The sequence below is a fragment of the Limibacillus sp. MBR-115 genome (assembly GCF_040549425.1).
Taxonomy (GTDB): Bacteria; Pseudomonadota; Alphaproteobacteria; order Kiloniellales; family CECT-8803; genus Limibacillus; species Limibacillus halophilus.
On sequence record NZ_JBEPTJ010000002.1, the window covers coordinates 316,175 to 331,920 of the forward strand.

Below are 15,746 nucleotides of genomic sequence, written 5' to 3' on the forward strand. Positions count from 1 at the left end.
TCTCTCTGTTTGCGGTCAATGGGATGTGGTCAAAGGGGCGCGGCAAGGCGGACCAGGCTCGTGGCGATTTCAGCCAATTGGAGTGATACACGATGCGACGGATGCCAGCCAAGGCCCGTTGCAGTGCAAGGACCAACGGCGGATTGATCGCAAGCCGCCCACAGGTCGAATTGGCCCCAGTGGGATTCGAGCGCGGGCCTTTTCGACCGCCATCTTAATTCCCTACACCCTGAAAAAACGGCATAAACCGATTCGCAGAAATGCACGAGTTTGTAAAACTGTGCGAATCCAGTGGCTTGTTCACACTTCTTTTACTATTGTATTAGATAAGTTATGAGTACGTTAAGGAGTTTGGGTTTTCTGAACGAGCCTTCGGGAAGGCTGAGCGGTCGGATTGATGGAATGGGATATCGACACCGACGGTCAGATTTCGTTGCGCGGGCGGTTTATAATAAAAACAGGGGACTTTGGTGAAATGAGAAGCTGGATCAAGTACGGAGCATCGTTGTGTGTTCTGGCCGGCCTTCCCTTCGTAGCCACGGGGGCGGACGCGGCGGGGTTTGCACTCAAGGAGCAGAGCGCTTCGGGATTGGGCAATGCCTTTGCAGGCGCGACGGCGGGTGCTGAGGACTTGAGCTACATGTTTTTCAATCCGGCGGCGTTGGCCGAGGTTGAAGGTGTTCAGGCACTGACAGTCGCAAGCTATATTCGCCCGGTTTCAGAATTGAAGAGTTCTAGCGGTTTCAATGCCTTCGCGGGGGGCGCCCTGACAGGCCCATCGACTCAGAACGATATTGGGTCGGGTGCGGCGCTGCCGGCGTTCTACGGCGCCATACCCCTGACCGAGGACATCAACTTCGGCTTGGCTATCAATACGCCTTTCGGGTTGGAGACGGAGTACTCACCGGACTGGGTGGGGCGCTTTCATGGCGTTCGTTCCGAATTGCTGACGATTAATGTGAATCCGGCGATCGGGTGGCAGATAACCGACAAGGTTTCCATCGGTGCAGGAGCGCAGATTCAGTATATCGAAGCCGACTTAACGAATGCGACCTTGACGCAAGTCGGTGAAGGCCACGCAAGCCTGGAGGGCGATGATTGGGGCTACGGGTTCAACCTCGGTATTCTCGTCAAGCCGTTCGACCAACTGCAATTGGGCGCCGCTTACCGCTCTCAGGTGAAGTCGACGCTGGAAGGTGACGTTAATATTTTTGTACCCGGAATTGGCAATCTGCCGACTTTGGGCGCGCAGGCGGATGTGACTCTTCCCGACAGTTTCAGCCTCGGTTTTGTGTACGATATCAACTCCAACTGGTCGGTCATGGGCGAAGCTCAGTTGACCATGTGGCATAAGTTCAACGAAATCAGAATTCAGTTCGACAACGGAATGCCGGACAACGTTACGACTGAGAACTGGGACGACTCCGTTTTCGTCGCAGCGGGCGCGACCTACAAGATGGATGAAGACTGGACCTTCCGTTTTGGCGTGGCTTTCGATGAATCGCCGGTGCCGGATAACTTCCGCACGCCGCGTATTCCCGACGCCAACCGCTATTGGGTCACCGTCGGCGCGAGCTATCAAGTCAGTGACTGGTTCACGGTGGATGCCGGATATGCCCATATCTTCGTGGAAGATTCGGATGTCAATCTGAGCGGCGCTGGTGAAAACCTGCTCCGCGGTAGCCTTACCGCCGAGTACGAAAGCCATGTCGATATTTTGTCGGTGCAGGGGAAGATTAGCTTCTAACCGCTAATCGGTATTGCGCGCGCTTGGGGGCCTTTCGGCAAATCGCCGAAAGGCCGGTGCTCGACCTGAGCGCAATTGCTGCTGTGGTCCTCGGCTCCCGAAATGGTGACTCTTTGTCACTGGTTTATGTGTCTGCGCCTCACCAAATCTAGGAAGTGAAGCCGGTTTTCATCGCGCTTTGCTTTTGGAGGTGCTGCGCATGACCGATAAGCCTTGGATCGCCAGCTATCCTGAAGATATCCAGTGGGATCAGGAGATTTTGCCTGAGCTTGTACACGTGGCGATGGATCGCGCCGTTGCCGCCTACCCGACCCGACCCTGCATAGATTTCCTCGGGCGCAAATACAGTTATGCCGAGATCGGCGCGCTGGTGGATCAGGCGGCTGCGGGCCTTCAGGCGCTCGGCGTCAAGAAAGGGGACCGCGTTGGGGTGTTTTTACCCAACACACCGTTTTTCGTGATCAGTTACTATGGTGCGCTGAAAGCGGGCGCGATTGTCGTTAACTTCAACCCGCTCTACAGCCAGCCAGAGGTTGAGCGGCAAGCACGCGATTCCGGTTGCCGTGTAATGATCACCCTCGACATGACGTTGATGCTGCCCAAATTGGCAGGTCTTGTCGCCAGCGGCGACTTGGAAAAGGTAGTGGTCTGCAAGTTCACCGATGCCTTGCCATTTCCAAAGGGTCTTCTGTTTTCCCTATTGAAAAGGGGTAGTTTGGCGAAGGTTCCCAACGCTCCGGCCTATGTCCCCTTCGACGCCCTTCTGAAAAGCGGGACGGTTCTTCGCTCGGTGGCGCTCAATCCGCGGGAGGACCTTGCTGTCCTGCAATACACCGGCGGAACGACTGGCATTCCCAAGGGCGCCATGCTGACTCACGCGAACGTCTCCGCCAATCGCAGCCAGGTGCGCAGCTGGGACCCCCGTCTCATAGACGGCGAAGAGCGGATGTTGAGCGTGTTGCCCTTCTTCCATGTCTTTGCCATGACCGTCGCCATGAATCTGGCCGTTGCCATTGCCGCGGAAATGATCTTGCTCCCGCGGTTCGAGCTCCAAGACCTCTTGCGTGTCATTGACCGGAAAAAGCCGACCTTGTTTCCAGCCGTGCCCACGATTTTCAACGCGATAAACAGCCATCCCGACATCGCCCGTTATGACCTTTCCAGCCTAAATTTCTGTATTTCCGGCGGCGCGCCCTTGCCGTTGGAGGTGAAGCAGGCCTTCGAAGCGCGAACCGGCTGCCGGGTTGTCGAAGGCTATGGACTATCCGAGGCATCGCCGGTTGTGACCTGCAACCCTGTGTTTGGCCTAAATAAGCCGAACTCCATCGGGCTGCCTTTCGTCGGAACCGAGGTCGAAGTGCGCGACCTGGAAGACTCTCGAACCTGCGTCCCGCTTGGTGAGAACGGCGAAATTTGCATCAAGGGGCCTCAAGTAATGAAGGGCTACTGGCAAAAAAACGACGCTACCGCTGCTACGCTTCGGGACGGGTGGCTTCATACCGGCGACGTCGGATACATGGATGAAGATGGGTACGTATTCCTCGTCGATCGGATCAAGGACGTCATTCTTTGTGGCGGCTACAAAGTTTACCCGCGCATCGTCGAAGAGGCGCTTTACGAGCATCCCGATGTCGTCGAGGTAACGGTCATTGGCATACCCGATTCCTACCGTGGCCAGTCGCCCAAAGCCTTCGTAAAGCTGCGCGAGGGCCATCAAGGAACAGATGCCGAAACGCTCTTGGCCTTTCTGTCTGCTCGTTTATCCCCGATTGAGTTACCTCGCGAGGTCGAGTTTCGCGACAGCCTGCCGAAAACGATGATCGGGAAGCTCTCGAAAAAGGAGCTGATTGCCGAGGAGGCCGCCAAACGCGCCAATGATCATGCTTAACGTAAACGTAAACGAATTGACGTTTAGTGCGATCGGCACCACATTGTGGTGAGCAAGGAGAGTTAGGCCATGCGGAAGCTTTACACGGTCAGCCAGTTAGCCAGCGAGTTGGCGGTTACAGCACGCAGCATCCGGTTCTATGAGGACAAGGGCTTGATCTCGCCCGAGCGGGCAGGAGCGACCAGGGTTTTCACGGCGCGAGACCGCGCAAGGCTGATCTTGATCCTACGCGGCAAGCGCCTTGGTTTCAGCCTGAAGGAAATCCGCGACTGGCTGGACCTTTACGATGCAGACCCCAGCCAGACTGCGCAGACTCGCGTGTTGCTTGAAAAGATCGAAAAGCGGGCTGCACAGCTGGAAAGCCAGAAGCGGGATATCGAAGCAACGTTGACGGAACTGCGGGAAATTCAGAGGCAAGCTACGGACCATTTGAGCCGGACCGCAGAGATTTCGGAACGCAAATCAAAGCAGTAGCCAAAGAGGTGGTAAGATGAACAGGTCCGTGGTTATCGCAGGTTATGCGCGTTCGCCGTTTCATTTTGCCAAGAAAGGCGACCTGACGCGGGTCAGGCCCGACGATCTGGCCGCACAGGTGGTCGCGGAATTGGTCACGCGGACGGGCGTTGCAAAGGACGATATCGAGGACTTGATCGTCGGCTGCGCTTTTCCTGAAGGCGAGCAGGGGCTGAATGTCGCCCGACTAATAGGATTCCTTGCCGATCTGCCCCTTGCCGTAGCAGGTACGACAGTCAATCGTTTCTGTGGCTCCTCAATGCAAGCCATTCACATGGCAGCGGGGGCGATCAGCTTGGGCGCGGGTGACGTTTTCATCTGCGCGGGCATTGAGTCCATGAGCCGCATCCCGATGGCGGGCTTCAACCCGATGCTGAACCCAGACCTCGCCCAAACCTATCCCGCAGCATACATGTCGATGGGCGAAACTGCCGAGAACGTTGCCACGAAGTACGGTATTGACCGTCGCCGCCAGGAAGACCTGGCCTTGGAAAGCCACAAGCGGGCAGCGTCAGCGCGGGCAGCCGGAAAGTTCACGGAGGAAATCGTTGCTATCGGCCAGGGCAACCGGACGATAGAGAACGACGGCTGTATACGCGCTGAAGCCAACCTCCAGGACTTGGCTGGTTTGAAACCAGCCTTCAAGGACGATGGCAGCGTGACCGCCGGGACCTCATCGCCCCTGACCGACGGAGCGTCGGCTTGTCTCGTTGTATCCGAGGCCTATGCCAAGGCGCGGGGCCTGCCGATCCTTGCGCGGATCAAATCCGTCGCGGTGGCGGGCTGCTTGCCGGAATTAATGGGCATGGGGCCAGTGGCAGCCTCTCAGAAAGCCTTGAAGCGAGCTGGCTTGGAGGCGTCGCACCTCGACGTGATTGAACTGAATGAAGCCTTCGCGTCACAAGCCTTGGCCTGCGCGGACGCATTGGGTCTCGATTGGTCGCGGATCAATCTGGATGGGGGCGCCTTGGCGCTTGGCCATCCATTGGGTGCGACGGGCGCACGCATCACCGGCAAGGCCGCGCAGCTTCTGGCACGCGAGGGCAAGCAGTTCGCGCTGGCAACCCAGTGCATCGGCGGCGGCCAGGGCATCGCCACCATACTCGAAGCGGTCTGACAGGCGGGAGAGCGACTATGGCTATCGAGAGAGTTGCGGTCATCGGTGCGGGCGTAATGGGTGCTGGGATCGCCGCCCAGATTGCCAACGCCGGGCTGGAAGTGCTGCTTCTCGATCTGGTGCCCGAGGATGCGGAAAATCGCAGTATTGTCGCCGAGTCAGCGCTGGCAAAAATGCTGAAGGAAGACCCGGCGCCGTTCATGTCGAAGCGGGCGGCTCGACGAATCCAAGCCGGCAACATCGAGGACGATCTCGCGCGGCTGGACGCGTGTGATTGGATCATCGAAGCGGTGATTGAACGATTGGAAGTGAAGCGGGCCCTCTATACGAAGATCGAAAAACACCGCAAACCCGGCTCGCTGGTTTCGTCAAACACCTCGACGCTACCGTTGGCCCGCCTCATGGATGGGCAGCCCAAGGGGCTCCGGCGGGATTTTTTGATCACACACTTCTTCAATCCGCCCCGCTACATGCGCTTGCTGGAGATCGTCAGCGGACCGGATACACGCGACGAGGCGACGCAAGAATTGATGGATTTTGCTGATCGCCGTCTCGGCAAGGGCGTCGTGGTTTGCAAGGACACGCCAGGCTTCGTGGCCAATCGGATCGGTACCTTCTGGATTCAAGCCGCCGTAACCGAAGCGATTGATCGCGGCCTTTCCGTCGAGGAAGCCGACGCGGTCATGAGTAAATACCTGGGTTTCCCGAAAACCGGCGTCTTTGGGCTGATGGACCTCGTAGGCATCGATTTGATGCCGCACGTTGACCGCAGCCTTGCGGAGAATCTGCCGTCGGACGACCCCTATCATGCGCTGCGCCGGGATTTGCCGGTAGTCGCGCGTATGATCCAAGAAGGCTTCACCGGCCGTAAGGGCAAGGGCGGCTTCTACCGGATCAATCGCGGCGACGGCGGCAAGGTGAAAGAGGCCGTCGACCTGACGACCGGGAAGTATGCACCCGTTCGCAAGCCCATCTTGGATAGTCTGTCTGCCGCCAAGGCGGTTGGTCGCAAGCACGCCGCTCGGACTTTGGTAACCCACCCTGACAAGGGGGGGGCCTACGCCTGGGCCGTTCTGTCGAAAACCCTTGGCTATGCGGCCTCTCTGGTGCCCCTGATCGCGAGCGACATTGCCGCGATCGACCGTGCTATGACCCTTGGGTACAACTGGAAGCTTGGCCCCTTCCAACTGCTCGACGAAATTGGTGCAGCGCCGTTCGTCGAACGCCTTAAAGCAGAAAAGATGGCCGTCCCGGTGCTTCTCGAAACCGCCGCGGGGAAGGAAGGCTTCTACCGCGAACACGACGGGGCCTTGCAGCAACTGCTTCCCGATGGCGTGTATCAGAATCTGGAGCGGCCCCCAGGGGTCGTTTTGCTGGAAGATGTAAAGCGTCGTACCGAACGCATGGCTGGAAACGCGTCGGCCAGCCTTTGGGACGTCGGTGACGGCGTGGTTTGCCTCGAAGTTCACACCAAGCTCAATACCATCGACCAAGACGTGTTCGCCATCATCGCAAAAGCTTTGGAGATCGTTCCGAAAAACCATAGGGCGCTGGTCATCTACAACGAGGCAAGCCACTTCTCCGCAGGCGCGAACTTGGGATTGGCGCTCTTCGCTGCGAACACGGCCCTCTGGCCGATGATCGAAGACTTGGTAGTCCAAGGCCAAAAACTATACCGCAAGCTCAAGTATGCGCCCTTCCCGGTGGTGGCGGCCCCGTCGGGTTTGGCTCTTGGCGGCGGTTGCGAGATCTGTCTTGCCGCCGACGCCATCGAGGCCCACGCCGAGACCTACATGGGTTTGGTGGAGGTCGGCGTCGGGGTGATCCCCGGTTGGGGCGGCTGTACAGAATTGCTGGCGCGTCTTGCGGCGGACCGGCGGCGTCCCAAAGGGCCGATGCCCCCCGTTGTCGAAGCTTTCGAAACCATAGGCACCGCGAAGGTGGCGAAATCCGCCTTTGAGGCCCGGGAACTTGGGTTTTTGAGGGATACCGACGGCATCACTTTCAATCGGGATCGATTGTTGGCTGGGGCCAAGGCGCGTGCCCTGGTTCTGGCCGAGGGCTACCGGGCGCCCGATCCCGCGGAACTTTCGCTGCCGGGGCCAAATGGAATGGCGTCTTTAGACTTCGCCGTCCACGACCTGGCGCTAAAAGGTCTCGTCACGCCGCACGACAGGACCGTGGTCAACGAACTGATCGGCGTGCTGATCGGCGGCCCGGAGGCCGACCACACAACCCCGACGCCGGAGGCGAGAATTCTGGATCTCGAACGCGAGGCCTTCATGCGGTTGGTCCGCAACGAAGCCACGCTGGCTCGAATGGAGCACATGCTGACCACCGGTAAGCCGCTGCGGAACTAGCAATGGCACCACGAACGGACGGAGCGAACCAATGGTGAGCTACAAAGCGCCCCTCGATGACATCCGCTTCTGCCTCTACGACCTGCTCGGCTATGACGATCGCGTCACGACACTGCCAGGGTGCGAGGAGGCCACGCGTGACGTGGTGGACGCCATCCTGGAGGAAGGCGCTCGCTTTTGCGAGAACGAGCTTCTTCCGCTCAACCAAAGCGGCGATAGCGAGGGCTGCCATTTCGATAAGGGTGTTGTACGTACGCCCAAGGGATTCAAGGAGGCGTACGCAGCTTATCGGGTCGCCGGTTGGACCGGCCTTGCCGCCGACCCGACTTATGGCGGGCAAGGCCTGCCCAAAACTCTGGAGTTTCTGGTTCAGGAGTTGATCTGTTCCACCAACATGTCATTCGGTATGTATCCCGGGCTTTCCCACGGCGCCTACAATGCGTTGGAAACCTGGGGAAGCGATGATCTCAAGGCGCGCACCTTGCCACATCTGGCGGATGGTCGTTGGGCGGGGACCATGTGCCTGACCGAGCCCCATTGCGGTACCGACCTAGGTTTGATTCACACACGGGCGGAGCCCCTGGAAAGTCAGCGGTATGCCATCACGGGCCAAAAAATCTTCATCTCGGCGGGCGAACACGACCTGACCGAGAATATATTGCATCTAGTGCTGGCAAGGCTTCCGGATGCGCCCTCGGGAACCAGGGGTATATCGCTGTTTCTGGTGCCGAAGTTCCTGCTCGGCGAGAGTGGCGACGACCTGGGCCAGCGCAACGGTGTCAGTTGCGGGTCGATCGAGGAAAAAATGGGGATCAAGGCTTCCTCAACCTGCGTCATGAACTTCGATGGCGCTGAAGGGTATCTGGTCGGTGAGCCTCATGGCGGTATGAAAGCCATGTTCACGATGATGAATGCCGCGCGCCTTGGCGTTGGGATACAGGGGCTGGGTCTTGCCGAAACCGCCTATCAATCGGCGGTCGCCTATGCGCGCGAACGCCGCCAGGGGCGCTCACTCGCTGGTCCTGCCGAACCGCAGCAGAAGGCCGACCCGATTATCGTACATCCGGACGTACGAAAGAACCTGATGACGATGAGAGCGCTGACCGAGGGCAGCCGCGCTTTGGCAATCTGGGTGGGCATGGAACTGGATGTGGCCGAGCGACACCCGGACATGGCGCGCCGCCAGGAGGCCGATGACTTTGTCGCGCTGATGACGCCGGTCATCAAGGCGTTTTGCACCGACCATGGGTTCGATGCCGCCACTCGGGCACAGCAAATCTATGGCGGACACGGCTACATCAAGGAGCAAGGTATCGAGCAATTAGTGCGCGACGCCAGAATCACACAGATCTATGAAGGCACCAACGGCATCCAGGCGCTGGACCTGGTCGGCCGTAAACTGGGCCAGAACATGGGCCGGCTTTTGCGGCGTTTTTTCCACCCTGTTCACGGTTTTATCGAAGAAAATCAGACGGACCCTGCCCTGGCGATTTATGTGTTGCCTCTTGCGAAGGCCTTCAGTCGTTTGCAGCAGGCGACGGCCTGGGTCGCTCAACAAGGCCTTCGCGATCCCGAAGAGGCGGGCGCGGCGGCCAGCGACTACTTGCGGCTTTTCGCGTTTGTGGCGCTGGCTTACGTTTGGGCCCGCACAGCCAAGCTTTGCTTGGCCAAACAGGAAGGTGACGGTGGCGGATTTTATCGGGCGAAGATCAACACCGCGGATTTCTATATGGCACGGATACTGCCGGAGTCGAACGCTCTGTTTCAGCAAATCATGGCGGGTAAAAAGCCACTGATGGCCATGGCGGCCGATGACTTCTAGAGCGGGCTGAAGGATCAATTTGAATGAACCTGGTGTTCAGGCTTTTCTGGGTTCTGATGGCGGCGAGGTTCCGCAAGCCCCTTGGTTTGTTCGAGCCCTCGGTGCTGCGGTTGCGTGTCTGGCTCAACGACCTCGATTTCAACCGGCATATGAACAATGGCCGCTACCTGACGGTGATGGATCTGGGGCGCCTGGACATGATGGCCCGTATGGGAACGCTGGGCGGTTTCCGCAAGCGTCGCTGGATGCCGGTGGTGGCTGCACAGACCATCTCCTTCAAACGCTCCTTGACCCCGCTTGAGCGCTACGAACTCACGACCCGCCTGCTTTGTTGGGACGAGCGTTTCTTGTATCTGGAGCAGGTCTTTGCAAAGGCTAACGGCAAGGTCGCTGCGCGGGCCTTGGTGCGGGCGGCGATCGTCAGTAAAACGCGTAGCGTCAAGACCGAGGAGCTTTTCGTAGCGTTGGGTATCAAGAAGCGGAAATCTCCACCGATCCCACCGGGCATAAAGGCTTGGGCATTGGCGGCCGAGTGGATGGACGATCCGCATAGTGAGCACCCGTCGTTAAATGCCGAATCGCCTTTGACCGAAACGCCAGCGCTGGCCAAGGCGCACCGCAAGGCTGAGATGAAAGCTCGGAAGAAAGCCGACAAGCAGGCGACAAGGGGCACGGAAGAGGACGAACAGACCGTTTCCTAGGAAACAGGTTATTCGGACTCCTTAGCCTTTTCGACTTTCATGTCTTCGACAGCCTTGCGGTTGGCGGTGGCGGCGGCGCGGCGTCTGCGCCTCGCCGCGACCTTTCGAGGAGGCTCCGGCTTACAGTCCGGATCCTGCAACGCCTCCAGCAGCTTTTCGCGGATGCGCTTCAGCTTGGTTTCGTCGGTGATCTTGCTGCCAAGGGCGTCGCGTAGGTAGAAGGCATCGACGACGCTTTCGCCGTAAGTCGAAATAAGGGCGCTGTGAATAACCAGCCCCAGCTTGGAAAGCGCAAGCGTTACCTGGAACAGCAATCCCGGGCGATCGCGCCCGTTGATCTCGACAACCGTGTGGCCTGCGCTGGCACCGTTGTCGATCAGCACGCGGGGTCGGACCTTGAAGACCTTGAGGCGGCTGGGGAGTACACTCTGCCGCTTCTTGAGTTCCGTGAGGGGCCTCATCTTGCCACCCAGCGAGCGCTCGATTGCCGCCGAGAGACGTGCGCGCTGATCCGGACGCTCAAAGGGTTCGCCGTTCGCCCCATGAATCCAGAAAATGTCCAAAGCCATGCCGTTGGAGAGCGTAAAGATACGCGCGGCCTCGATCGAAGCCCCGGCCACGGCCATAGCGCCCGCGATGCGGCTGAACAGGCCGGGGTGATCCGCGGTATAAACCGTGACCTCGGTCGTTTCCCGGTAGCGGTCGATCCGCGTATCGACGGTCAGAGGGCGGCCGACCTGCTCAGCCTCGCGCACCAGGCGCGCGTGGTGGAGATGGGTGGGCGTGTCGCATGACAGCCAGTAGGACGGGTATCCGCGCCGAAGGTGTTTTTCGATTTCCGCCGGTTCCCAGTCGGTAAGGCCCTCGCGCAGCGCCTGCTGGGCAACCTCGATACGGGCTTCCCGGCCTTCGGTCAGGAAGCCGCCGGCAAGGACCTCCTCGGTCAACCAATAAAGGTCGCGTAACAAGGCCGCTTTCCAGGCCGTCCATGTGCCCGGGCCGACAGCGCGGATATCGACAACCGTCAGGATCAAGAGCAGCCGCAAGCGCTCCAGGGATTGCACCTGGTCGGCAAAGTCCCGGATCGTTTTGGCGTCGCTGATGTCGCGTCTGAAAGCGGTTTCGCTCATCAGCAGGTGCCAACGAACCAGCCAGGCGACCGTTTCCGTCTCCTCTTCGTTCAAGCCCAGACGCGGACATAGTTTCAAGGCGACTTCGGCGCCTAACTCCGAATGGTCGCCGGGGCGCCCCTTGGCGATGTCATGCAGCAGCACGGCGCAATAAAGGACGCGGCGCGAAAGGACTTTGTGGATCACTTCGCTGGCTATGGGCACCTCTTCTTTCAGGTGGCCTTGCTCGACCGCATGCAGAATGCCGATCGCAAAGATCGTGTGCTCATCGACCGTGTAGTGGTGGTACATGTTGTACTGCATCTGGGCTACCACACGGCCGAAATCCGGAACGAAACGGCCGAACACGCCAGCCTCGTTGAGGCGCCTCAAGGTTGTTTCCGGACCTTTCTTGCTGGTCAGCATCTCCAGGAACAGGCCGTTGGCCTCGGGATCCTTCCGCAGGTCCCGATCTATCAGTTTTAGGTTACGCGTCACCCAGTGCAAAGTCTGCGGGTGGATATCCAGATCATGCTGTTGGGCGACGTGAAAGATGCGCAGCAGATTGCAAGGATCCTTGATGAAGGCCTCCGGGCCGGTCGCGCTCAATCGGTCGCCGTCGATGGTAAAACCGCCAACCGACCGGCGGCGGCCCAAGGGCAGCAAGCGGAATCGCGAGCGCCGATTGTGCTGGGCCTCGAGCGCTGCGCAGAAGATGCGCGTCAGGTCGCCGACGTCCTTGGCCACCAAAAAGTAATGCTTCATCAAACGCTCGACCGCCTGGGTGCCAGCGTGCGCCACATAGCCCATGGCCTCCGCGATGATGGTTTGAAAGTCGAAGGTCAGACGCTCTTCGGCGCGCCCGGTCTGGTAGTGAAGCTGGCAGCGCAGTGTCCAGAGAAACTCTTGCGCTTTCTCAAAACTACGGACTTCGGCGCGGGTGAAAACACCTTTGTCGATCAGGCTTGGAATCTCATCGACACGGTAGACATCCTTGGCAATCCAGAAAAGCGTGTGTAGGTCGCGCAATCCCCCTTTGCCGTCTTTGATGTTGGGTTCGAGAATGTAGCGCGATGAACCGTGTTTCTTGTGGCGCTGATCGCGTTCGCCGAGCTTGGCTTCGATGAAGCGGGCTGGGTCCTTCCCCCGAATCTCGCCCTGATAGCGGGTTTTCAACTCCTTGTAGAGGTCTTGATCGCCCCATAGATAGCGCATTTCGAGAAGCGTTGTCCGGATGGTCAGATCGGCGCGCGCCTGGCGCAGGCTATCGTCGACCGATCGCGCTGCCTGGCCGACCTTCAGCCCCAAGTCCCACAGAAAGTACAGGAGTTCCTCGATTACCTGCTCGGTGCGCGCGGTCAGCTTGTAGGAATAGAGGAACAGCAAATCGATATCCGACCCAGGCGCAAGCTCGCCTCTGCCATAGCCGCCGGTAGCGATCAAAGCCAGGCGCTCGCCTGCCGAAGGGTTGGGGAGCGGATACAAGCGCTGCGTTACGTGGTCGTAAAGAAGCCGCAACAGCTGATCGATCAAAAAGCAATTTGCCCGGACGGTGGCGTGGCCGGTCTCGCCTTCTTCCAGGAAGCGTCGACGAACTTCACCGCGCCCCTGATCAAGGGACCCGCGCAGGAGGCTGAGGACCTGAGCGCGCGCTTCGCCTGCCGGCAGTCCGGATTCGTAAATCTCCTTGAGGCGTGTCTCGAGGACGGCGCGGTTAATGATAGCCCGCCGACCTTTGACCTCTTTAAGCTGCGCGCTGTCAAGAAGGCTTACGTCCATTTGGTCTCCCTTACCGCAACCCCTGGAGTGAGCAGCGGACCTGCCAGAATAACACTCAAAGTCCTAGTCTTTCAAAAGGCTGCGCAACTCGTAAAGCAGTTCCAGAGCCTCGCGCGGCGTCAGGGCATCCGGATCGCAGGTGGCAAGCCGGGCTTCCAAATCTGATGGGCCGGACTCCGATACCGCCGGGCGAGGCGCCGCCTTGGCGGCGAAGAGCGGCAGGTCGTCGGCTAGTCGGGCCAGGTTCCCGGCCTGCTCACCTTGTTCGAGCATCTTCAGGACCTCCTCCGCGCGGGCGATGACGGCGGGCGGCAAGCCCGCCAACTTGCCGACGTGGATTCCATAGGACCGATCAGCGGTGCCGGCCGTGACCTCGTGCAGGAAAACGACATCGCCCTCCCACTCTTTCACGCGCATGGAATGGCAAGACAAGGCGCTGAGCCGCGCGGTTAGCGTGGTCAGCTCGTGATAGTGGGTGGCAAAGAGCGTCCGGCAGCGGTTGACTTCGTGCAGATGCTCTACCGCCGCCCAGGCGATGGAAAGGCCGTCGAATGTCGCGGTGCCGCGACCGATTTCGTCCAGGATGACCAGCGAACGCTCACTGGCCTGATTGAGGATGGCGGCGGTCTCGACCATCTCCACCATGAAGGTCGAGCGTCCGCGCGCCAGATCATCCGCCGCGCCTACGCGGCTAAACAGCCTGTCAACCAAGCCGAGTGTGCAGGAATCCGCGGGAACAAAGGAGCCGGTCTGAGCCATCAGGGCGATCAGGGCGTTCTGGCGCAGGAACGTGGATTTTCCCGCCATGTTGGGGCCGGTCACCAACCAGAGGCGACCGGCTTCGCCAAGATCGCAGTCATTGGCTACGAAGCGCCCGCCTTGGCTGCTGCGAAGCGCGGCCTCTACCACCGGATGGCGGCCGCCCTTGACGTCGAACACGCGCGACTCTTCGATTTGCGGCCGACACCAGCTCTCCTGTATCGCGATCTCCGCCAGGCCGGCCGTGACATCCAGCTCGGCGAGGGCGGCCGCGGTCTGCGCCAGGGGATCGAGCCGTGCACGCACCTGTTCGGCCAACTCTTCAAAAAGCTCCAGCTCCAAGGCCAGGGCTTTGTCCCCGGCGCTTGCGATCTTTTGCTCCAGTTCGTTCAACTCAACGGTCGTGTAGCGCACTGCGCTGGCCAGGGTCTGGCGGTGAATGAAGCCGGACTCGGGATCGCTCGGCATTTTTTCTGCCTGCGCTGCCGACACCTCGATGTAATAACCCAGCACATTGTTGTGGCGAATCTTTAGGCTCGCGATGCCGGTTTTCTCGGCGTAGCCGCTTTGCAATCCGGCGATCAGCCGCCGACTTTCATCACGCAATCCGCGGAGTTCGTCGAGCTGAGGGGCGTAGAGCGCCGCAATGAAACCGCCGTCTCGGGCCAGCAAGGGCAGGTCGGGCGCCAGGGCGCGCTCCAGACGATCAACCAATTCGTCCTGGCCGCCCAGCTTACGGGTCGCCGCGACGATAATCGCGGGCGCGGACCTCAGACGGCTGTCCGCGAGCAGTGCGCGTATGGCCTGACCCTGGTTGAGCGCATCCCTGACACCTGCCAAGTCCCGTGGCCCTCCGCGTTGCAGGGATATGCGCGATAGGGCGCGCTCCAGATCGGGGCAAGCCTTGAGCGCCTCCCGAAGATCTGCCCGCAAGCTTTCCTCGGTTGTCAAAAAATCGACAGCGTCCAGGCGGCTTTCGATGGCCGCGCTTTCGGCTAAAGGGGCCGCCAGCCGGCCAGCAAGAAGTCGGGCGCCGGCGCCTGTTGCGGTCCGGTCTATCGTCGCCAGCAACGAGCCTTTTCGGCCGCCGCCCAGCGTTTCCGTCAACTCAAGGTTCCGCCGCGTCGCCATATCGATCACCATACGGCTGCCCTTGAGGAACGGTCGTGGCGGCATCAGGCGCGGCAGACGCCCCTTCTGAGTCAGGGTTAGATAGTCGACCAAAGCGCCGCAAGCGGCGACTTCGGCGCGCCGAAAACTACCGAAAGCGTCCAGCGATCCGACGTCATAGAGTTTTTTGAGTCGCGCTTCGGCATTGGCGCTGTCGAAGCGAGGCGAGGGAAGTGGCACGAGGATATCACGCCAATCGGCCAGCTTTTCCGAAAGCTCCGGCTGTTCAAGCAGACGGTCGGGCAGCAAAACTTCCCGCGGCGCCACCCGCGCCAGCGACGAACCCAGATCGCCGGCGGCCAAGGCCTCGACTTCGAACGCGCCAGTCGAGATATCAAGCCAGGCGAAAGCCAGCTCGCCGCCGACCTGCGTGAGTGCCGCCAGATAGTGATTGGCGCGGGCTTCTAAAAGCGCATCCTCCGTGATTGTACCCGGCGTGATGATTCGGACCACGTCGCGGGCTACGACGGACTTGCTGCCGCGCTTCTTGGCTTCTGCCGGGTCTTCCATCTGCTCGCATACAGCAACGCGGAATCCCTGCCGAATCAGACGCGATAGGTAACTTTCATGAGAATGGACCGGTACGCCGCACATGGGAATCTCCTCGCCCAGGTGCTGGCCCCGCTTGGTCAGCGTGATGTCGAGTGCTTCGGCCGCCGCGACGGCATCATCGAAGAAAAGCTCATAGAAATCGCCCATTCGGTAGAACAGGAGACAGTCCTGATGAGATTCCTTTATGCTGAGATACTGCGCCATCATCGGCGTCATCGCGGAGGCGCTT

The 15,746-nt window shown here is 59.8% G+C and carries 9 protein-coding genes; 7 read left to right on the forward strand and 2 right to left on the reverse strand.

Going from position 1 to position 15,746, the window contains the following annotated elements; genetic code table 11:
* The first annotated feature begins 475 nt into the window (after positions 1-475).
* The 7 genes from ABIE63_RS05120 to ABIE63_RS05150 all read left to right on the forward strand — a co-directional run bounded on the left by ABIE63_RS05120 (position 476) and on the right by ABIE63_RS05150 (position 10,148).
* Entirely contained in the window at positions 476-1,747 is a 1,272-nt protein-coding gene (locus tag ABIE63_RS05120; protein ID WP_183414889.1) for an OmpP1/FadL family transporter, read from the forward strand.
* A 199-nt stretch (positions 1,748-1,946) separates the two neighbouring features.
* A complete protein-coding gene (locus ABIE63_RS05125) occupies positions 1,947-3,635 on the forward strand; it encodes a long-chain fatty acid--CoA ligase (RefSeq protein ID WP_354503370.1) in 1,689 nt (562 codons plus the stop codon).
* A gap of 69 nt (positions 3,636-3,704) precedes the next feature.
* Positions 3,705-4,109, forward strand: coding sequence for a MerR family DNA-binding transcriptional regulator (locus tag ABIE63_RS05130; RefSeq protein ID WP_354503372.1), 405 nt, complete (start codon positions 3,705-3,707; stop codon positions 4,107-4,109).
* A gap of 16 nt (positions 4,110-4,125) precedes the next feature.
* Complete coding sequence (locus ABIE63_RS05135) at positions 4,126-5,265, forward strand: thiolase family protein (RefSeq protein ID WP_354503374.1); 1,140 nt, start codon at positions 4,126-4,128, stop codon at positions 5,263-5,265.
* Between the two features lie 17 nt (positions 5,266-5,282).
* Positions 5,283-7,625, forward strand: coding sequence for a 3-hydroxyacyl-CoA dehydrogenase NAD-binding domain-containing protein (locus ABIE63_RS05140; RefSeq protein ID WP_354503376.1), 2,343 nt, complete (start codon positions 5,283-5,285; stop codon positions 7,623-7,625).
* A gap of 31 nt (positions 7,626-7,656) precedes the next feature.
* Positions 7,657-9,447: an acyl-CoA dehydrogenase C-terminal domain-containing protein gene (locus ABIE63_RS05145; RefSeq protein WP_354503377.1), complete on the forward strand. Its 1,791-nt coding sequence runs from the start codon at positions 7,657-7,659 to the stop codon at positions 9,445-9,447.
* Between the two features lie 23 nt (positions 9,448-9,470).
* Entirely contained in the window at positions 9,471-10,148 is a 678-nt protein-coding gene (locus ABIE63_RS05150; RefSeq protein WP_354503378.1) for a thioesterase family protein, read from the forward strand.
* Between the two features lie 8 nt (positions 10,149-10,156).
* Here the strand turns inward: ABIE63_RS05150 and ABIE63_RS05155 are convergent, their stop codons facing one another.
* Together ABIE63_RS05155 and mutS are read right to left on the reverse strand one after the other, a co-directional pair.
* Entirely contained in the window at positions 10,157-13,036 is a 2,880-nt protein-coding gene (locus ABIE63_RS05155; RefSeq protein ID WP_354503379.1) for a [protein-PII] uridylyltransferase, read from the reverse strand.
* A 63-nt stretch (positions 13,037-13,099) separates the two neighbouring features.
* Positions 13,100-15,733, reverse strand: coding sequence for a DNA mismatch repair protein MutS (mutS, locus tag ABIE63_RS05160; RefSeq protein ID WP_354503702.1), 2,634 nt, complete (start codon positions 15,731-15,733; stop codon positions 13,100-13,102).
* Positions 15,734-15,746 lie beyond the last annotated feature (13 nt).

What these genes read in the sequence shown, in the direction of transcription:
- ABIE63_RS05120 (WP_183414889.1), top strand. Translation starts at nt 476, where the DNA reads ATGAGAAGCTGGATCAAGTACGGAGCATCGTTGTGTGTTCTGGCCGGC.
- ABIE63_RS05125 (WP_354503370.1), top strand. Translation starts at nt 1,947, where the DNA reads ATGACCGATAAGCCTTGGATCGCCAGCTATCCTGAAGATATCCAGTGG.
- ABIE63_RS05130 (WP_354503372.1), top strand. Translation starts at nt 3,705, where the DNA reads ATGCGGAAGCTTTACACGGTCAGCCAGTTAGCCAGCGAGTTGGCGGTT.
- ABIE63_RS05135 (WP_354503374.1), top strand. Translation starts at nt 4,126, where the DNA reads ATGAACAGGTCCGTGGTTATCGCAGGTTATGCGCGTTCGCCGTTTCAT.
- ABIE63_RS05140 (WP_354503376.1), top strand. Translation starts at nt 5,283, where the DNA reads ATGGCTATCGAGAGAGTTGCGGTCATCGGTGCGGGCGTAATGGGTGCT.
- ABIE63_RS05145 (WP_354503377.1), top strand. Translation starts at nt 7,657, where the DNA reads ATGGTGAGCTACAAAGCGCCCCTCGATGACATCCGCTTCTGCCTCTAC.
- ABIE63_RS05150 (WP_354503378.1), top strand. Translation starts at nt 9,471, where the DNA reads ATGAACCTGGTGTTCAGGCTTTTCTGGGTTCTGATGGCGGCGAGGTTC.
- ABIE63_RS05155 (WP_354503379.1), bottom strand. Translation starts at nt 13,036, where the DNA reads ATGGACGTAAGCCTTCTTGACAGCGCGCAGCTTAAAGAGGTCAAAGGT.
- mutS (WP_354503702.1), bottom strand. Translation starts at nt 15,733, where the DNA reads ATGACGCCGATGATGGCGCAGTATCTCAGCATAAAGGAATCTCATCAG.